Raw genomic sequence first — 18,092 nt, forward strand, 5'->3', positions numbered from 1 at the left:
GGGTCGTGCTGGTCACCCGTCGCCGCCCCGGAGGGAGCGGACCATCGTCTGCAGGGCCCGGAACGCGACGGACCGGTCGGCGTCGGTCAGGCCGGCCAGCATCCGGACCTCGACGGACCGGACGGCCGCCGTCGCCTGCTCCAGGCTGCGGCGCCCCCGCGGCGTCAGGCTGGCCGGGAGGGCCTTGCCCACCGGCGCCTCCGCGGGCCGGGTGACGTAGCCGTCGCGCTCGAGGTTCTGCAGCAGCACGTTCATCGACTGGCGGGTCACGAACGCACCGCGAGCCAGGTCGGAGTTGGAGGACCCGGGACGCTGGGCGAGCAGCTCGAGGCAGGAGTAGTGCGTGACGGTCATCCCCAGCGGGCGCAGCACCTCCTCCATGGCGGCGCGCAGCGCGCTGGACGCCTCCTTGAGCAGGTAGCCCATCGACGACCCGAGGTCGATGCCCGCTTGACTCATGTCAGGAGTCTGACATACGGTTCGTGTCAGGAAGCTGACACACGACGAAGGAGCACCCCATGCCCGCCACCGGACCCGACTTCATCTCCCTCCAGGCCCGCGACCTCGACGCCTCGCAGGCGTTCTACGAGCAGTACCTGGGTCTCGTGCGCTCGGCGGCGGGTCCCCCGCACGCCGTCGTCTTCGAGACCCGGCCGATCGCCTTCGCCCTGCGCAGCGTCGTCCCCGGCACCGACCTCGACGCCGTCGCCCAGCCCGGCATCGGCACGGCGCTGTGGTTCCACGCCGACGACGTGCAGGCCATCCACGACGCCCTCGTCGCCGACGGACGCACCGTCGTGGCCGAGCCGATCGACGGCCCGTTCGGCCGGACGTTCACCTTCGCCGACCCCGACGGCTACCACGTCACCCTCCATGACCGCGCCTGAACCGTTCTTCCACGGCACGGTCGCACAGCTGCTGCCCGGCGACCTCCTCGTCGCCGGGCGCCGCTCGAACTACCGGCCCGAGGTCGTGATGAACCACGTCTACTTCACCGCCCTGCCCGACGGCGCCGGGCTCGCGGCGGAGATCGCGGCCGAGCTCACCCCCGGGGATGCCGTACCGCGCGTCTACGAGGTCGAGCCCACCGGCCCGTTCGAGGACGACCCCAACGTCACCGACAAGAAGTTCCCCGGGAACCCCACGCGCTCCTACCGCAGCTCGGCGCCGTTGCGGGTGGTCCGCGAGGTCGAGGACTGGACCCGGCTCACCCCGGAGGCGCTGGAGCTCTGGCGCACCCGGCTGGGCGCGATGCGGGCCGACCCGAGCGCCGAGATCGTGAACTGACGACGGCGGGCCACCCAGGATCCCGTACACCTCCGACATCCTCGCGCAGCGCTGTGGACGCAGCTCTGAGCTGCAGTTTCGTCTCGACGCGGGTGCGACCGTGCGGTATTGTTCGTACAGGTGTTCGAGTGCGGGACGGGGGTGGTGCAGGTGGACGACGGTGCGGTCGGCACGCGGTTCGGGCTGTCCCTGGGTGTCGCCCAGGTCGAGGTCTACGCCTCGGCTGCGGCCCGGGCGGCGATGCTGGAGGCCGAGCGGGTGGCCCAGGTCGCCGCCGGAGCACCAGCCGACCTCACGGTGCGCCCCGCCCGGCTGGCCGAGCTGCTGATCACCCCGCAGACCACCCGGGCCCGGGTGCACGCGGTGCTGGCCGACGTCGCCGACGCCCAAGCCCAGCTGCACGCCCTGCAGGCCGCCGCCATCTCCCGGCTCGCCGACCTGCAGCCGGCGCAGCAGCAGCTGCCCGGCGCTCGTCCCGACGACGACCCGGCCGACCAGGAGCGGCCCGATGACTGGGTGGCCGACGAGGTCGCGGTCGTCTTGGGCATCAGCGTGGGATCCGCCTCGGCGTTGGTGGCCAAGCAGCGGGCGCTGGTGGAGCAGCTGCCGGCGGTGTGGGTGGCGTTGGCCGATGGTCGCATCGACGTACGCCGCGCGCAGGTGCTCGTGGAGGCCCTGGCCGACCGCAAGCGGTCCTTCGGCGGCAGCCTGCCCGACGACGTCGTGGACACCATCGCCGCCCAGGGCCTGGGCTGGATCGCCGAAGGCATCGGCCCCACCCCGCTCACCGACCGGATCGCCGGTGCGGTGATCGCGGCCGACCCGGCCGAGGCCGACCGTCGGGCCGAGCGCCGCAAGCGACGGCAGAACGTCACCAGCGTCGGTCAGGGCGACGGCCTGGCCTCGCTGCGCACCGACCTCGCCGACGCCGGTGACGTCGCCGCCGAACTCGAGGTCATCGACGCCCTGGCTGCCTCGATGCGCAAGAACGGCGACAAGCGGCCACTGGGCCAGCTCCGGGTCGCTGCCCACCACCACTTGGTCACCCGCCCCTGGGAGCCCCTGCCCGCCGACGTCGCCGCCGCCCGCTGGCAGCTGCACATGCGCGCCGACCTCGACCACCAGGGACCCCCGCTCAACCCGCCCGATGAGCCGAGCTCACCACCCGCCGACGTGGCGCAGGAAGAAGACGTGGCGCAGGAAGAACCAGCCGCCGACCAGAAGGTGGGCGAGGACCCACCAGCCGAGGGCCCACCTGCCGAGGACTCGTCGTCGCCTGCGACCGATGGCGCCCCGGGCGAAGCTCACCCGAACCCAGTCGACCGCCCAGCGTTCGCCGACCCGGCTGGTCCCGACACTGCAGCCGGGGATGCGGACCCCACGGGCACTCGCCTGCCCGGCGACACCGGGCTGCTCGACGGCGCAGGTCGCTCAGGTGGGTCGGGGATCGGCTCGATCGGCGGGTTGGCGGTGTCCCCGGTCGCGGTCGCCGAGCTCCTGGCCCGCTACGACGCCCTCCTGGCCAGCAACCCCACCGGAGCCGTCGCCGGCGGTGAGGTGTGGTTCGAGATCGTCGACGCCACCGGCCGCCTCCGGGCCACCACCTCACCCGCCCGGGCCCGCGCCGCTCTCCGCCGCGGCACCAGCCTGGGACCACCACCGGCGATCGATCAGTACGAGCCGAGCGCCGCGCAGATCAGGTTCGTCACGACCCGCGACCGGCACTGCCGGTTCCCTGGCTGCCACCGGCCCGCCGAGTACGTCGACCTCGACCACGTCGTCCCCCGCGACCACCACACGCCGGCCGACGGCGGACCGACGTGCATCACGAACCTCGTGTGCCTGTGCCGCCGGCACCACCGGCTCAAGACCCACGCCCCCGGCTGGGTGTTCGCCGTGGACCCCGACGGCACCCTGCACGTCACCCCACCCGGCGGACGCACCCGCACCACCCGGCCCCACCGCATCGCCGAGGTCGACATCGCCCGCGACACCCTCACCGACCTCCTCGGTGCCACCCCGAAGCGGTTCCGCTCGCCCACACCCGAGCAGCGCGCCGCACGCCGAGCCGCGGCCGCCGAACGAGCACAGCTCGCGGCCGACATCGAGGCCGAGCTGCTGGCGGCCGTCTCCCGTCTCGCGGCCGAGCGCGGCGACACCGGGAGCAGTGACACCAGGAGCAGTGACACCGGGAAAAGCGACGCCGAGGACGGCGAGACCAGTGGGAGCGAGACCAGCAGCATCGACGACCCCCCGCCGTTCTAGACCTCACCGGACCCCGGAGCACGTCATGTCCGGCCCGGGATGCCGCCCCGGTTCCTCAGCCCTGCCACCGGCTCCGCGACCACGCGCGCGTCGGACAGCGCCTGGTCGCCGCGCCGGTCGAACGCCAGGTCCGGCGCCCGGGGCGCACGGGGACACGGATCACGGCGCTCCTCCAGTCCGGGCCTCCTCGGACCGGTCGGCCGGGCCCGTCGGCGGGAGGACGGCAGCCCACCCTGGGATGGCGGGCCGCCACGCCGGGGCGGGCACCCGGGACCGGTCAGCTGAGCGCGTCGACCCGCTGCTGGGCGGCGTCGCGGTCGGCCTCGGCGCGTTGCAGGTCCTCCTCCGCCGCGGCGCGGTCGGCCTCGGCCTGCTCCGCCTCGCGATCGGCGGTGGTGGCCTCGGCGCCGGCCTGCTCCGCCCGCTCCCGGGCCTGCGCCAGCGCGGTCTCCAGCTCCTGCACCCGGCCCTCGGCGTCGTCGCGGGCCCGGCGGGCGGCGCCGGCAGCCTGGGCTGCCTCCCGGGCCGCCGCCGTGGCCTGCTCCGACTCGCCGGCGGCGTCGTCCACGGCACTGCGCGCGGCGCGCAGGTCCGCACGCGCCGCGCGCAGCTGCTCCTCGGTCTCCCTGCGCGCGGCCCGCTCGGCCTTCGCAGCGCGTGCGGCGTCCAGGTCGACCGGCGGCGGGGGCGGCTCGGCCGGGGCGGACGGACGGCGGGGCGGGCGACCGGTCGGCCGCACGGGCTGCGTCGACCCCGACGGCGTCCCCAGGCCGTTGTAGGTCAGCGCACCGGTCAGCCGCCCGGCCAGCACCTGCTCGGCCGCGGACGGGTCGGCGACTGCGGCCTTCAGCGTCTCCTCCACCTGGACCACCACCTGCTCGCTGACCGGGTTCCCGGCGCGACGGGCCTGCTTGGCCGCCTCGCGGGCGACGGCGCGGACCACCTGCCGGCGCTGCTTGTCCAGGGCGCGGAGCTGGTCGGGGTCCAGGTCGTCCTGGGCGCGGCGGAGCAGGTCACCCAGCTCCACGAGCTCCTGCACCTGGTCACCGGACTCCCGCACCAGCAGGTTCACCGTCCAGGCGGCCAGCGTCGGCTTGCCCAGCTCGCCGATCCGGCGGGCCAGCCCCTTGTCGGTGGCCTTGGCCTGCGCGACCGCGTCGGTGCGCGCCGCGATGAACTCCGCCGGCAGCACGGCGTAGAGCTCGTCGGCGACGGTGTCGAAGTCGGGGCCGGAGTCCACGCCGGCAGCCTAGGGAGTCACCTCAGGTGACCAGGCCCTCCGCGCGCATCCAGTCCAGCGCGACGTCCACCGGCTCCTCGCCGTCGACGTCCACCCGGCGGTTGAGCTCGATCATCACGTCGTCGGTGATCAGCGGGGTGATCTCGGCGAACACGTCGGCCAGCTCGGGGTGCGCCTCCAGCGTGGGCGTGTAGATCACCGGGGCCACGTTGTAGGCGGGGAAGAACTGCCGGTCGTCCTCGAGCACGGTCAGGTCCAGGGACTCGATCCGGCCGTCGGTGGTGAAGACCTCGCCGAAGTTGCAGGCGCCCTGGTCGGTGGCGGTGTAGACCGCGCCGGTGTCGAGGGTGGAGACGTTGTCGCGCGGCACGCCGTCCGGGCTGCCCAGCGGCAGGTCGTAGGCCTCCAGCATCGGCACGAACCCGTCGTTGCGGCTGGCGAACTCGGCCTCGACGCAGAAGGTGCGCTCCTCCACCGGCAGGTTCGCGATGTCCGACAGCGTCGAGACGCCCAGGTCGGCGGCGGCCTCGCTGCGGATCGCGAAGGCGTAGGTGTTGTTCATCTCCGCCGGCGGCAGCCAGGTCAGGTCGTTGGCCAGGTCGGCCTCGCGCACCGCCTCGTACTGCTCGGTGCGGCCGGGGATGCCCTCGGGCTCGCCGAGGTAGGTCAGCCAGGCGGTGCCGGTGTACTCCCAGTTCATGTCGATCTCGCCCGACGTCGCCCCGGTGCGCACCGGGACCGAGCCGGGGATGTTGGTGCGGTCCAGCACGTCGAACCCGGCCGTCTCGAGCGCGATGACGGCGATCTTGCCGAGGATCAGCTGCTCGGTGAAGTTCTTGCTGCCGACCACCAGCTCGACGCCCGCGGCGTCGGCGACCGGCTCGATCAGCCCCGGCGACGCCTCGGGCGTGTACTGGTTGGCGGCCTGCAGCCCGCAGCCCGCCAGCAGCAGGGGCGCGGTGAGCAGGGCGGCGGCGGTGCGGCGCATCGTCACAGTCCCTTCGGGCGGGCGATCGTCTCGACGACCCGGCCCACCCAGTCGACGGCCAGCGCGAGCAGGGCGACCAGCAGCGCCCCGCTGTAGAGCAGCGTGTCCAGGTTCAGGTTGATGCCGGTGGTGATCAGCAGGCCCAGACCGCCGCCGTCGATGAACGTGGCCAGCGTGGCGGTGCCGACCAGCAGGACCAGGGCGGTGCGGACGCCGGAGAGCATGACCGGCACCGCCAGGGGCAGCTCGACCCGCAGCAGCACGGCCAGCGCGCTCATGCCCATGCCGCGGCCGGCCTCGACCAGCCGGGCGTCGACGCCCTGCAGGCCGACCATCGTGTTCCGCAGCACGGGCAGCACCGAGTACAGGACGAGCGCCACGACGGCCGACCGGAACCCGAAGCCCAGCCAGGTGGCCAGCAGCACGAACAGGCCGATGGCCGGGGCGGCCTGGCCGGTGTTGGCGATGCCGAGCACCAGCGGCGTGGCCCGGCGGAACGGGCCGCGGGTGAGCAGCACGCCCAGCGGGATGCCGATGACCAGCACGACGACGGCGGCGACGGCGACCAGCTCGAGGTGGTCGACGACGCTGCTGCCCAGCGCGGACCAGGCCAGCGGTCGCGCCTCGGCGTCGGTGAGCGTGGCCGTCGAGCGCCAGACGACGAACGCGACCAGGGCCACCGCGATCAGCGCGGGCTGCACCAGCAGGCCGCGCCAGGCCACCCCGTCGCGCCGTCCGCCGGGTTCGACGTCCACCTGCGGGTCGACGACCGCGGTCATCCGCGGGTCTCCCCGCGGGTCGCCTGGATGGCGGCCATGACCTGCTCCACGACGAGGACGCCGGCCACGGAGTCGCGCCGTCCGGTGACGACGACGCCGCCCTGGCTGGCCGCGAGCATCGTGTCCAGCGCGTCGTTGAGGGTGGAGCGCAGCCCCACGACCGGCAGCCGGTCGTCGCGGGTGGCCGGCACGGTCGTCGTCCGGGTGAGCTCGGCGACCGAGGGCCAGCTGATCGGCCGGCCCCGGCCGTCGGTGACCACGACGTACTGCTCGCCCGCTGCGGTCGCCCGGGCGACGACGGCGGCGCTGTCCTCGCCGGCCTGCGCGGTGACCGGCGTGTGCAGCTCGGTGTCGGCGACCCGGGTCAGGGTCAGCTGCTTGAGCGTGGCCCCGGCGCCCACGAAGTCGGCGACGTACTCCTCTGCCGGCTCGGCCAGGATCGCCTCGGGGGTGTCGTACTGCACGACGCGGGCGCCGACGTCGAACACGACGATCTTGTCGCCGAGCTTCACGGCCTCGTCGAAGTCGTGGGTGACGAAGACGATCGTCTTGCCCAGCTCCTCCTGGATGCGCAGCAGCTCGTCCTGCAGGCGCTGGCGGGTGATCGGGTCGACCGCGCCGAACGGCTCGTCCATGAGCAGCACCGGCGGATCGGCGGCCAGCGCGCGGGCCACCCCGACCCGCTGCTGCTGCCCGCCGGAGAGCTCCTTCGGGTACCGGGCGCGGTAGACCTCGGGGTCCAGGCCGACCAGGTCGAGCAGCTCGTCGGTGCGCTCGGCGATGCGCTCCTTGTCCCACCCGAGCATGCCCGGGACCAGGCCGATGTTGGTGCCCACGGTCATGTGCGGGAAGAGCCCGCCGGCCTGGATCACGTAGCCGATCCGACGGCGCAACCTGTCCGGGTCCTGGCCGGTGACGTCCTCGTCGCCGAGGAAGATCTTGCCGCCGCTGGGCTCGATGAGCCGGTTGAGCATCTTCAGCAGCGTGGTCTTCCCGCAGCCCGAGGGGCCGACGAACATGACCGTCTCGCCGGCGGCGATCTCGAGGTCCACCGAGTCGACGGCGGGCTTCTGCTGGCCCGGGTAGCGCTTGGTCACGCCCTCGAGCCGGATGGCGACACCGCTGACGGTGCGCTGGTCGGGTGCGGTCGTGGTCTCAGACACGGATGCCCTTCGAGGTGGTCAGGCGGCCGACCAGCACGAGCACCACGTCCAGGACGAGGGCCAGCAGGACGATCGCGATGGTGCCGACGAGCGTGGCGTTCAGGGCGTTGGCGCCGCCCAGCCGGGAGAGCCCGGAGAAGATGAGGCTGCCCAGGCCGGGGCCCAGGACGTAGGCGGCGACGGCGGCGATGCCCATGACCATCTGGGTGGAGACCCGGACGCCGGCCAGGATCACCGGCCAGGCCAGCGGCAGCTCCACCCGCCACAGGGTGGCCAGCCGGCTCATGCCGATGCCGCGGGCGCTCTCGACCAGCGACTGGTCGACCCCGGCCAGGCCGACGACGGCGTTGCGCAGCACCGGCAGCGCCGCGTAGAAGACGACGGCGACGACCGCCGGGGTGATGCCGAACCCGAAGGGCGCCAGCAGCAGCCCCAGCAGCGCGAACGACGGGATGGTCAGCCCGATGGCCGAGACGCTGTTGGCCAGGCTGGTGATCCGCGGGCTGCGGTAGGCCAGCACGGCCAGCCCGACGGCCAGGACGGTGGCCAGCACCACGCACTGCACCACGAGGCTGACGTGCTGGTAGGCCTGGAACGCGATCAGGTCGCGCCGGTCGAGCAGGTACTGCCACATGCGTCCGGAACCCCCCGGGCAGACGACCGGGGATGCCCGGGATTGTTACGACTGCGTGTCACGCAACCACACCCGTCCCACGGCCCGCACGTCGAGGACGATCACGATCCGGTCACGCGAGGGGTTTGCGACCACCTCCGACTGCCCACTCAGAACGGCATGGAGACGGTGCACGGTCGCGCCGAGGGCGACGGGTTCACGCTGGTCACGGACGAGGACGACGACGGCGAGCTGGTGGCCCGCGTGTCCGGCACGCTCGACGCCTCGCACGGTCCGCAGCTGCACCAGGCCCTGCTCGGCGCCCTGCGGCAGGCACCGACGCGGTTGGTCGTGGACCTGTCCGGGGTGGAGTACTTCGGCTCGGCCGGGGTCACCGCGCTGGTCTGGTTGAGCCAGCACCCCGAGGCGGCCGGCAAGCACGTGCGGGTGGTGGCCACCAGCCGCATCGTCACCGGTCCGCTGGAGCTCACCGGCCTGCTGCAGCGGCTGGACGTCACCGGCATGCCGGCGGAGTCCCGCCCGCCGACCGATCCCACCGGGCCGGCGGTACCGCCGTCCGCTTGACTCGGGGCATGAGCAACCGCGACAAGGCCGAGACCCTGCTCCGCCTGCACACCGACCCCGAGCTGCTGACCGTGGTGAACGTCTGGGACGTGATCACCGCGACCGTCGTCGCCGACCTGCCCGCCACCAAGGCCCTGGCCACCGCCAGCCACTCCATCGCCGCCTCCTACGGCTACGCCGACGGCGAGAACATCCCGGTCGACACCATGATCGAGGCCGTCGGCCGGATCGCCGCCGCGGTGTCCGTGCCGGTGTCCGCCGACCTCGAGGGCGGTTACGGCGACGCCGGCGAGACGGTGCGCAAGGCGATCGGGGTGGGCGTCGTCGGCGCCAACCTCGAGGACCAGATGAAGCCGCTGGACCAGGCCGTGGCCGCCGTCCGGGCCGCCGTCGCCGCCGGCGAGGCCGAGGGCGTGCCGTTCGTGCTCAACGCCCGCACCGACGCCTTCGTCAAGGCCGGCGACCGCCCGAGGGCGGACGTCGTCGCCGACGCGGTCGAGCGCGGGAAGGCCTTCCTCGAGGCCGGCGCGGCCTGCGTGTTCGTGCCGGGCCTGCTCGACGAGCCGACCGTGGTGCAGCTGGTCGAGGGCATCGGCGAGCGCCGGGTGTCGGTGATCAACGTGCCCGGGTCGCTGCCGCAGGACCGGCTGGCCCAGCTCGGCGTCGCCCGCGTCTCCTTCGGCCCGTGGACCCAGCGCCTGGCGCTGACCGCCTTCGCCGACTTCGCCCTGTCGGCGTCCCGCGGCGGCAACCTCCCGGAGGGCATCCGCCCCCTCAACTGAACCCTGATGGAGTCAACCGGCGGCGCGGGCCAGGGCGGCGCAGAACCTCGCGTGGTCGGTCTGCGTCTCGGCCAGCGGGATCAGGACCTCCGACCGCGCCACCTCCGCCACCGCCTGCTCCAGGCGACGGCGGGCCCGACGGGCGCGGCGGCGGGCGCGCAGGGCGACCAGGGGTCGGGCGAGCACCGCCAGCAGCAGGCCCGCCAGCAGGCCGCCGACCAGCAGCAGGGTGGGCACCGGGAGGCCCTCGACGCGAGGCAGCGGCACCAGGTCGTCCAGCTGAAGCCAGCCCAGCACGACCAGGCCGAGCAGCCACAGCACCCCCACCAGCGCGGCCGCGGTCACCACCCACTGCAGGCCGCCGACCCCCCGCTGCCACAGCGGGGTGCGCTCGGAGCCGAGGTCGACCCCGCTCACGGCGAGGTCCAGCCGGTCGGCCAACCGGTCGGTGCGCACCTCGGTGGTGCGGCGCAGGTCGTCGGTCCAGGCCAGCGGCAGCCCCTCCCCCGCGGCGTCCCGGGCCCGGCGGACGGCGGTCGCCACCCCGGCGGCCTGCACCGACCCCACCTCGGGCAGCGAGCTGCGCCCGCCGGTGCCCAGGTGCAGGCGGCGCAGCGGGTCCGGCCGGAGCCGGCCCAGCCACCGGACCACCGGCCACCCGGTCGCCGCGGTGCCCGCCTTCACCGTCGAGCGCTCGACGGCGGCGGCGATCGCCGGCACCCCGGCCGCCTCGCCCAGCGCCCGGGTCAGCGCGGCGTCGTCGGTCGCGGGCCGGGTGGCGGGGCCGCAGTGCACCTGGAGCGCCCGCGCAGCACCCCGGACGTCCGCGGTCAGCCGCTCGGTGGCCGCCCGCCGCTCGGCGACCCGCCGGGCCAGCAGCCCGAGCAGCTCGGGCAGGCCGTCGCCGGTGCGCCCGCTGGCGGTGAGCAGGGTGGCCTCGGCCAGGCCCTCGCCGTCCAGCAGGCCGCGCAGGTCGGCCCGGCAGGCGGCGAGGTCGGCGGGCGGCAGCCGGTCGGCCTGGTTGAGCACCACGAGCAGGGTTCCGGCGTGCCCGGCCAGCGGCCGCAGGTAGCGGTCGTGGACGGCGGCGTCGGCGTACTTCTCGGGGTCCAGCACCCAGACCAGGACGTCGACCAGCTCCACCAGCCGGTCCACCTCGAGCCGGTGCTCCAGCCGCACGCTGTCGTGGTCGGGGAGGTCCAGCAGCACCAGGCCGTCCAGCGCGGGGTCGGCGTCGTGCCGGTGCCGGCGGGGGATCTCCAGCCAGTCCAGCAGGGGGTCCTGGGCCGGGCCCCACACGGTCGCGTGCGCCACCCCGGTGGTGGGACGGCGCACCCCCGGGGTGCTCACCTCGGCGCCGGACAGCGCGTTGAACAGCGTGGACTTGCCGCTGCCCGTGGCCCCGGCCAGCGCCACCACGGTGGCCTCGCCCAGCGCCTGGCGGGCCCCGGCCTTCGCCAGCAGCGCCCGGGCGCGACCCACCTCGGGCACCTCCAGCCGGCCCTCGGCGACCTCGACCGCCTCGCGCAGCCCGGCCAACCGGGCGGCCAGGTCAACCACGGGCCCGGCCCACCGCGGCGACGGCGTCCTGCAGCGCCGCGACGTCCTCCGGCGCGGCGGTGCCGGCCAGCAGCGCGGTGAACCGCGCCCGCTCGGCGGCCAGCAGCGCCGTCGCCCGCTCGTCGAGGTCGCGGCGGGCCCGCTCGGCCAGCTGCCGGACGGCGGAGTCGCCGAACACCGCCTCGAGCACCCGCTGGCCCACCACCGTCGTCCCGCCGGCGACCGCGACCTCGGCGCCGGAGAGCCCGGCGGTCTGCGCGAACACCGCGACCATGACCACCGCGCCGGCGCCGTTGACGCCCCAGGACAGCAGCCGGGCGCGGGAGCGCTTGCCGGCCCCCTCGCCGCGGACCAGCTCGAGCACCGCGCCCTGCCAGTCGCGCACGGTGCGGCCGGCGGCCTCGGCGAACCCCGGCCCCACGGTGGCCAGCTCGCGCTCGCGGCCGGCCACCAGCGCGGCACCGCCGGGCAGGCCGCGCCAGGCGGTGACGGTGTCCTCGGCGGCGGTCTCGGCGGCCGAGCGCAGCAGCTGCTCGACCCCGGACTCCAGCGCCCCGGTGAGGTCCTCGGCCGGCGTCGCCCGACCGGTCACCGCGGCGGTCACCCGGTCGCGCAGCCGCCCGATGCCGGCCTGCAGGGAGCGCATCCACTCACCCGTGCCCACGAACTCCTGCCAGCGGGCCAGCACCTCACCGCGCAGCAGGGTGCCGCTGCGCACGCCGTCGTCCACCGCCTCGACCGCCCGGCCGTAGGCGGCGCCGGCGGCCGCCTCGAGGGCCGCGGCGGCCGTGACCTGCTCCTGCGCGGCCACGCCGATCCCGGCCACCCGGTCGTCGAGGCTGGCCAGCGCGCCGGCCAGGGTCTGCCGCACCACCTCGGCGCGGGCACCGGCATCGGCGGCCAGGTCGTGCAGCCAGGCGCGCAGCGGGGCCACCTGCTCCTCGGGCAGCAGCCCGCCCTGCAGCGGCGCCTCGCGCACCACCCACAGCCGGGCCGCGGCCAGCCCGGCGCGGGCGAGCATGCCGGCCAGGTCGGCGGCCACCTCGTCGACCGCCTCGGCCGGCACCCGGTCCAGGACGACGGCCAGCGCCGTGCCCCGGTCGGCCGCGGTGCGCAGCAGGTCCCACGGCACCGCGTCGGCGTAGCGGGACGCCGTCGTCACGAACACCCACAGGTCGGCCGCGGCCAGCAGCTGCCCGGCGAGGTCGCGGTTGCTCTCGACCACGCTGTCGACGTCGGGGGCGTCGACCAGGGCCAGGCCCGGGGGCAGCGCCGGGCTGACCGTCACCTGCACCGGCAGCACCCGGCCGTCGGCGAACGTGCCCCGGTCGGCCGGCGCGCAGACCAGCACCGGGGTGCGGGTGGTCGGCCGCAGCACCCCCGCCGTGGTCACCTCGACCCCGAGCAGGCTGTTGACCAGCGTGGACTTGCCCGCCCCGGTCGAGCCGCCGACCACGGCCAGCAGCGGGGCGTCGAGGTCCAGCAGCCGGGGCAGCAGGTAGTCCTGCACCTGGTCCACCACCGACCCCGCCGACCGCACCGCGGCGTCGCGCCCGGGGGTGGCCAGCAGCCACGTCAGGGCCGCGACCCGGTCCCGCAGCAGGGTCAGCTCGTCGGGCAGGGTCACCGGGGCAGTCTCCCCCTGCGCATCGGGACGACGTCGTCCAGGATGGTGGACGAACGTCTCCCGCCCGTCGCCGAGGAATGGAAGTGCTCCGTGCATCCCGACACCTCGTGGCCGAGTGCACCGCTCCCCGAGATCCCGGGCGACGTGTGGCGGTGGCAGCTGCCGAGCGTGCACGACGCCTCGCGCGTGCGCATGGACCTCCGGGCCCGGCTGGCCCACCCGTCGCTGACGTCGTCCTCGACCGAGGACGCCCGCGAGGGTCTGCTGCTGGCCTTCGAGGAGCTGGCCTCCAACGCGCTGCGGCACGGGGGCGGGGCGGTCGAGGCCGTCATCGTCGCCACCGCCGACGGCTGGCTGCTGAGCCTGTCCGACGAGGCCGTCGAGCGGCCGCCCGTCCCCGCCGTCGACCGCGACCCGGCCCTGGGCGGCATGGGGCTGCCGATGGTCGCCCAGCTGTCGGTCGACCACGGCTACGACGTCGTGGCCGACCGCAAGCGGGTCTGGGCCCGGTTGACCTCCGGCGTCCCGGTGCCCGGGGCCGTCCCCGGTCCGCGGAGGGGCCTGGCCTGAGGCGCCTGAGCGCCGGCCGTGACCTGACCGTGACATCCCGGGGGGCCTGCGGCTAGCGTTGCCGACGATGCGACGCCGGCTCCCGACCCTCCTGCTCGGGGCACTGGTGACGCTCGCGCTGGGCGCCGGCCCCACGACCGCCCCGGCCGCCGCGGCGCCCGTCGACCCCTCCGCCGTCACCGCCGCGCAGGCCGAGGTGGACCGGGTGGCCGCCCTCGTCGCCGCCGCGGAGGACGAGCTGGCCCGGTCGACGGTGCTGGCCGAGGCCGCCGCCGACGCCGACCGGATCGCCCAGGACGAGCTGGCCGCCGCGCAGACCGCCGCGGCGGAGACCGCGGCGGCCCTCGCCGAGGCCCAGGCGGCCACCGCCGTCGCCGAGGACGACGTCGCCACCCTGGGCCGCGAGGCCTTCATGGGCTCGCAGAGCTTCGGCACCGCGGCGGTGCTGCTGGACGCCGAGAGCCCCGAGGACGTCCTGGAGCGCGCGGCGACCCTGGCCCAGCTCGGCGAGGACCGCGCCGGCCGGCTCGACGCCGTCGAGCTGGTCCGCGACCAGGAGCAGGCCGCCGACGCCGCCGCGCAGGAGGCCGTGGACCAGGTGGGTGCCGCGGCCACGGCCGCCGCGGAGTCCGACGCCGCCGCCCAGCAGCAGGTGGCCGCGGCCCAGCAGTCCTACGACGCGGTGAGCGCCGAGAAGGCCGGGCTGGACGCGACGCTGCTGGCCGCGCAGACCGCGCTGCTCGAGGCCCAGGGCGTCGAGGACGCCGCCGAGGCAGCGGCGGCCGCCGCGCAGGAGTCGGTCGCCGCGGCCAGCGTCACGTCGGTGGGTACCGGCTCGCTGGTGAGCGGCCGGGTGACCAGCTGCTACGGGTCCCGCTGGGGCACCGTGCACCAGGGCATCGACATCGCCGCCCCGATCGGCACCCCGATCTACGCCCCCGAGGGCGGCGTGGTGCTCGACGCCGGTCCGGCCAACGGGTTCGGCCAGGCTGTCTACCTGCAGCACGCCGACGGCGTCGTCACCCTCTACGGCCACGTGGACACCTTCACGGTGCAGGCCGGCCAGGTGGTCGCCGCCGGCCAGCAGATCGCGACCGTCGGCAACCGCGGCCAGTCCACCGGCCCGCACGTGCACGTGGAGACCCACTACAGCGGGCTGTACGCCGACCGCCGCAACCCCGTCCCCTGGCTCACCGCCCACGGCATCTCGGTGGGCTCCTGCGGCTGAGCGTCAGCCGCGGGCGGTCCAGGCCGACCAGAGCCGGGCGTAGCGACCGCCGGCGGCGACCAGCTCGGCGTGCGTGCCCTCCTCGACCACCCGGCCCGCGGCCAGCACCACCACGCGGTCGGCCCGCGCCGCCTGGGTGAGCCGGTGCGCCACCACCAGGGTGGTGCGGCCCCGGACGGCGGCGTCGGCGGCGTCCTCGAGGTCCCGGGCGCCCGCGCTGCCGGCCTCGGCGGTGGCCTCGTCCAGGACGGCGACCGGCGGGTCGGCCAGCACCAACCGGGCCAGTGCCAGCTGCTGCGCCTGCGGGGCGGTGAGCTCGCGCCCGCCGTCGCCCACCACGACGTCCAGGTCGGTGACCCAGCCCGCGCCCACCGTCGCCAGGGCCGCCGCGAGCTCGGCGTCGGTGGCCTGCGGCCGGGCGAGGCGGAGGTCGTCGGACAGCGGGCCGGCGAACACGTGCACCTCCTGGCTGACCAGGCCCACCCGCTCCCGCAGGTCGGCCACCGGCTCGCCGTCCAGCAGCACCTGGCCGGCGGCGGGGTCCAGCGCCCCGGCGAGCACCCCGGCCAGCGTGGTCTTGCCCGCACCGGAGGCCCCCACCAGCGCGACCCGTTCGCCCGGGGCCAGCCGCAGGTCGACGTCGACCAGCACCGGCGGTCCGCCGTAGGAGTGCCCGATGCCGCGCAGCTCGACCGCCGGCCGGACCCCGCTGCGGTCGGCGGCGCGGTCGGCGGCGTGGTCGGCGGCCGCGGTGCCGGGCAGGTCGGCGACCCCCACCATGCGCACCAGCGACGCCCCCGCCGACTGGACGTCGTCGAAGGTGAACAGCAGCAGCCCCAGCGGCCCGAAGAGCCGGTGGAACAGCAGCGCCGCCGTGGTCACCGCGCCCACGGTGACGTCGCCGGACCGGACGAGGAGGAAGCCGACCCCGAGGACGGCGGCCAGACCGACGTACTCGGCCCGGTTCATCCGCCAGCCGAAGTCGGTGAACAGCCGGAACACCCCGAGCGTGATGCCCAGCGCGTGCGCCGACCGGTCGTCGACCACGGCGCGGTGCCGGGCCTCGTCGGCGTAGGCGTGCACGGTGTCCGCGCCCTGCACGGAGCTGACCAGGGCCTGCGACCGCTCGCCCATCGCGACGCGCTCGGCGGCGTACCGCGGTGCCGACCTCGGCAGGTACCAGCGCAGCGCCAGCACGTACAGCGGCAGCGCGACCATCCCCGCCAGCGCCAGCCGCCAGTCCAGGGTGCCCAGCCCGACGAGGGTGAGCAGCACGGTGAGGCCGGCGCCGGCCACCTGCGGCAACGCGCTGGTCACCGCCTCGGCCACCTTCGCGACGTCGTCGCCCACCCGCGAGAGCAGGTCGCCGCCGCGCACCCGGTCCAGGGTCGCCGAGGGCAGGTGCAGGGCCCGGTCCACCACGCGCTCGCGGAGCCGGGCCAGCACGGTCTCGCCGAGGCGGGCGATGAGCACCGCCGACAGGCCGGTGAGGACGGCGGACAGCAGCGCGGCCCCCAGCAGCGCCCCGACGAAGGGCCAGACGGTCCCCTCGCGGCGGTCCACGGCGTCGACCAGCCGGCCCAGCACCACCGGGGCGAGGAGCCCCGAGGCGGCCGCGCAGACCGCGGCGAGCCCGGCCGCCGCGGTGGCCAGCGGACGGGCCCGGAGCTCGTCGGCCACCACCCGCCCGGCGCGCCGCCCGGTGGCGATCGGCAGCAGCTGGTCGGTCCCCCCGTCGGTCACCGCAGCACCGCCGCGGCGTAGCCCGTGTGGTCGGCGAGCTCGCCGTGCGTGCCCTCGGCCTCGACCACGCCGTCGCGCAGCACGACCACCCGGTCGCAGCGGCCCAGCAGTGCCGGGCTGCTGGTCACGAGCACCGTCGTCCGACCGCGGCGCAGCCCGGTCAGCCCACCGGCGATCTCCTCCTCGGTGACCGCGTCCACCGCGGTGGTGGGGTCGTGCAGCACGAGCACGGCCGGACGGCGGAGCAGTGCCCGGGCCAGACCCACCCGCTGGCGCTGGCCACCGGACAGCGAGCGGCCACGGTCGGCCACCGGCAGCGCCAGGTCGGTCAGGTCGGCGGCGCCCGCGGCGGTCAGCGCCTCGACCAGGTCGTCGTCGCCCGCCGCGTCGGCCGGGTCGACGGCCGAGCGCAGGGTGCCCTCGAAGAGCACGACCGCGTGCGGCTCGACCAGCACCCGGCCACGCACCGCGGCGGGGTCGAGCTCGGCGACGTCCTCGCCGTCGAGCAGCAGCTCACCGGGCGCGGCCGGCCGGCGGCCGGCAAGCAGCCCGACGAGGGCCTCGGCGTCGGCGGGGTCGGGTGCGACCACGCCGACCAGGGCGCCCGGTTCCACGTGGAACCCCGCCGCGGGCAGCGCGAGGCCGCCCGGGCCCGGCTGCGGCGCGCGGCCGGCGGGGTGGAGGGGCTCGGCGGTGAGCACGCCGACCACCCGGGCCGCGGACGCGCGGGCCTCGGCCACCTTCTGGCCGGCGAAGCCCAGCAGGCCGACCGGCTCGGCGAGGAACTGCGCCAGCCCGACCACGGTGACCAGCTGGCCGACGCTGAGCTGCCCGTCCAGCGCCAGACCGCCGGCGACCCCGGCCACCGCGACCAGGAAGAGACCGCTGCCCAGCACCGTCGCCCCCTGGTAGGTGCCGATCGCCCGGGCGGACCGCAGGGTCGAGGCCAGCGCCGTCGCGCTGGTGCGCCGGTAGCGGGCGGTGGCGGCGTCCTCGGCGCCGATGCCGCGCAGCACCCGGGCGCCGCGCACGAGATCGGTGGCCAGCCCCGAGGTGCGCGCGACGTCTGCCTGCTGCGTGGCGGTGCGCCGGGTCAACCACGGCGACAGCAGCTGCAGCAGACCCACCAGCAGCGGGGTGCCGACCAGCACGCCGATGCCCAGCGGCACGCTGATCGTGAGCAGGCTGACCGCCGACACGGTCAGCGCAGCGGTGCCGGCGACCACCAGCGAGGCCGCCTCGATCACCCGGCCGGCCTTCTCGGCGTCGTTGGTGGCGATGCTCAGCAGCTCGCCGGTCGGCGGGGCGCCCTGCAGGCCGTGCGGGTCGAGCACCCGGGCCGCGAGCTCGACCCGCAGCTGGTGGGTCTCGGTGAACCAGCCGGTCACCACGTGCCGGGCGCCGTACCGGTAGGCCTGCGACAGGACGACGAACAGCACCGCGGTGGACCCCAGCGCGGCCAGCAGCGCCGGCAGCGAGCCGGTGGCCACCGCCCGGTCGACGGTCACGCCGATGGCGACCGGGACCAGCGCCTCGCAGGTCTGGTGCACCGACAGCAGCACCGTCGCCCAGCCGAGCCGTCGGGGGTGCCGCCGCAGCGACCGCCGCAGCAGCGCGCCGGCCGTGCGGGGGTGGGTCTGCATGGTGAGGGCACCCTAACCC

General features: G+C 75.9%; 17 protein-coding genes. 7 read left to right on the forward strand and 10 right to left on the reverse strand.

Annotation, left to right across the window (positions count from 1 at the left end):
• Positions 1-12 precede the first annotated feature (12 nt).
• A complete protein-coding gene (locus BLS67_RS17120; RefSeq protein WP_091247432.1) occupies positions 13-459 on the reverse strand; it encodes a MarR family winged helix-turn-helix transcriptional regulator in 447 nt (148 codons plus the stop codon).
• 59 nt (positions 460-518) lie between these two features.
• Between BLS67_RS17120 and BLS67_RS17125 the strand changes: the two genes are divergently transcribed.
• From BLS67_RS17125 to BLS67_RS17135, 3 genes are all read left to right on the forward strand, one after another.
• A complete protein-coding gene (locus BLS67_RS17125) occupies positions 519-887 on the forward strand; it encodes a VOC family protein (protein WP_091247434.1) in 369 nt (122 codons plus the stop codon).
• Positions 874-1,287: an NAD(+)--rifampin ADP-ribosyltransferase gene (gene arr, locus BLS67_RS17130; protein ID WP_091247435.1), complete on the forward strand. Its 414-nt coding sequence runs from the start codon at positions 874-876 to the stop codon at positions 1,285-1,287. Before BLS67_RS17125 ends, arr begins: the two co-directional genes overlap by 14 nt.
• Before the next feature lie 150 nt (positions 1,288-1,437).
• Entirely contained in the window at positions 1,438-3,552 is a 2,115-nt protein-coding gene (locus BLS67_RS17135) for an HNH endonuclease signature motif containing protein (protein WP_131801774.1), read from the forward strand.
• A gap of 277 nt (positions 3,553-3,829) precedes the next feature.
• Here BLS67_RS17135 and BLS67_RS17140 read toward each other — a convergent pair whose 3' ends face one another.
• The 5 genes from BLS67_RS17140 to BLS67_RS17160 are packed head-to-tail and all read right to left on the reverse strand — an operon-like array spanning position 3,830 to position 8,356.
• Entirely contained in the window at positions 3,830-4,792 is a 963-nt protein-coding gene (locus tag BLS67_RS17140; RefSeq protein WP_091247441.1) for a hypothetical protein, read from the reverse strand.
• A gap of 22 nt (positions 4,793-4,814) precedes the next feature.
• Entirely contained in the window at positions 4,815-5,780 is a 966-nt protein-coding gene (locus tag BLS67_RS17145; protein WP_091247442.1) for a glycine betaine ABC transporter substrate-binding protein, read from the reverse strand.
• Between the two features lie 2 nt (positions 5,781-5,782).
• Positions 5,783-6,559 carry an ABC transporter permease gene (locus tag BLS67_RS17150; RefSeq protein ID WP_091247444.1) on the reverse strand — a complete coding sequence of 259 codons (777 nt, stop codon included), beginning with the start codon at positions 6,557-6,559 and terminating at the stop codon, positions 5,783-5,785.
• Positions 6,556-7,722, reverse strand: a complete 1,167-nt coding sequence (locus tag BLS67_RS24800) for an ABC transporter ATP-binding protein (RefSeq protein ID WP_091247445.1) — start codon at positions 7,720-7,722, stop codon at positions 6,556-6,558. The genes BLS67_RS17150 and BLS67_RS24800 overlap by 4 nt, the downstream gene beginning before the upstream one ends.
• Positions 7,715-8,356 carry an ABC transporter permease gene (locus tag BLS67_RS17160; protein ID WP_091247446.1) on the reverse strand — a complete coding sequence of 214 codons (642 nt, stop codon included), beginning with the start codon at positions 8,354-8,356 and terminating at the stop codon, positions 7,715-7,717. The genes BLS67_RS24800 and BLS67_RS17160 overlap by 8 nt, the downstream gene beginning before the upstream one ends.
• Before the next feature lie 159 nt (positions 8,357-8,515).
• On the opposite strand from BLS67_RS17160, the gene BLS67_RS17165 reads away from it, so the two are divergent.
• Complete coding sequence (locus tag BLS67_RS17165) at positions 8,516-8,920, forward strand: STAS domain-containing protein (protein ID WP_091247447.1); 405 nt, start codon at positions 8,516-8,518, stop codon at positions 8,918-8,920.
• Between the two features lie 8 nt (positions 8,921-8,928).
• A complete protein-coding gene (locus BLS67_RS17170; protein ID WP_091247449.1) occupies positions 8,929-9,702 on the forward strand; it encodes an isocitrate lyase/PEP mutase family protein in 774 nt (257 codons plus the stop codon).
• Between the two features lie 12 nt (positions 9,703-9,714).
• Here the strand turns inward: BLS67_RS17170 and BLS67_RS17175 are convergent, their stop codons facing one another.
• On the reverse strand, positions 9,715-11,262 hold the full coding sequence (locus tag BLS67_RS17175; protein WP_091247450.1) for a GTPase: 1,548 nt from the start codon (positions 11,260-11,262) through the stop codon (positions 9,715-9,717).
• A complete protein-coding gene (locus BLS67_RS17180; protein ID WP_091247452.1) occupies positions 11,255-12,889 on the reverse strand; it encodes a GTPase domain-containing protein in 1,635 nt (544 codons plus the stop codon). The genes BLS67_RS17175 and BLS67_RS17180 overlap by 8 nt, the downstream gene beginning before the upstream one ends.
• Positions 12,890-12,979: 90 nt before the next feature.
• On the opposite strand from BLS67_RS17180, the gene BLS67_RS17185 reads away from it, so the two are divergent.
• A complete protein-coding gene (locus BLS67_RS17185; protein WP_242654150.1) occupies positions 12,980-13,459 on the forward strand; it encodes an ATP-binding protein in 480 nt (159 codons plus the stop codon).
• A 67-nt stretch (positions 13,460-13,526) separates the two neighbouring features.
• Positions 13,527-14,687, forward strand: coding sequence for a M23 family metallopeptidase (locus tag BLS67_RS17190; RefSeq protein ID WP_091247456.1), 1,161 nt, complete (start codon positions 13,527-13,529; stop codon positions 14,685-14,687).
• Positions 14,688-14,690: 3 nt separating this feature from the next.
• Here the strand turns inward: BLS67_RS17190 and BLS67_RS17195 are convergent, their stop codons facing one another.
• Together BLS67_RS17195 and BLS67_RS17200 are read right to left on the reverse strand one after the other, a co-directional pair.
• Positions 14,691-16,430, reverse strand: coding sequence for an ABC transporter ATP-binding protein (locus tag BLS67_RS17195; protein WP_242654151.1), 1,740 nt, complete (start codon positions 16,428-16,430; stop codon positions 14,691-14,693).
• Positions 16,427-18,073 (reverse strand): ABC transporter ATP-binding protein, encoded by a 1,647-nt coding sequence (locus BLS67_RS17200; RefSeq protein ID WP_091247457.1) that lies wholly within the window; start codon positions 18,071-18,073, stop codon positions 16,427-16,429. The genes BLS67_RS17195 and BLS67_RS17200 overlap by 4 nt, the downstream gene beginning before the upstream one ends.
• Positions 18,074-18,092 lie beyond the last annotated feature (19 nt).

Source organism: Klenkia soli, from assembly GCF_900103975.1.
Taxonomy (GTDB): Bacteria; Actinomycetota; Actinomycetes; order Mycobacteriales; family Geodermatophilaceae; genus Klenkia; species Klenkia soli.

Coding starts and splice junctions, on each gene's coding strand:
- BLS67_RS17165 (WP_091247447.1), top strand. CDS start 8,516: ATGGAGACGGTGCACGGTCGCGCCGAGGGCGACGGGTTCACGCTGGTC.
- BLS67_RS17200 (WP_091247457.1), bottom strand. CDS start 18,073: ATGCAGACCCACCCCCGCACGGCCGGCGCGCTGCTGCGGCGGTCGCTG.
- BLS67_RS17150 (WP_091247444.1), bottom strand. CDS start 6,559: ATGACCGCGGTCGTCGACCCGCAGGTGGACGTCGAACCCGGCGGACGG.
- BLS67_RS17145 (WP_091247442.1), bottom strand. CDS start 5,780: ATGCGCCGCACCGCCGCCGCCCTGCTCACCGCGCCCCTGCTGCTGGCG.
- arr (WP_091247435.1), top strand. CDS start 874: ATGACCGCGCCTGAACCGTTCTTCCACGGCACGGTCGCACAGCTGCTG.
- BLS67_RS17170 (WP_091247449.1), top strand. CDS start 8,929: ATGAGCAACCGCGACAAGGCCGAGACCCTGCTCCGCCTGCACACCGAC.
- BLS67_RS17160 (WP_091247446.1), bottom strand. CDS start 8,356: ATGTGGCAGTACCTGCTCGACCGGCGCGACCTGATCGCGTTCCAGGCC.
- BLS67_RS17120 (WP_091247432.1), bottom strand. CDS start 459: ATGAGTCAAGCGGGCATCGACCTCGGGTCGTCGATGGGCTACCTGCTC.
- BLS67_RS17190 (WP_091247456.1), top strand. CDS start 13,527: ATGCGACGCCGGCTCCCGACCCTCCTGCTCGGGGCACTGGTGACGCTC.
- BLS67_RS17125 (WP_091247434.1), top strand. CDS start 519: ATGCCCGCCACCGGACCCGACTTCATCTCCCTCCAGGCCCGCGACCTC.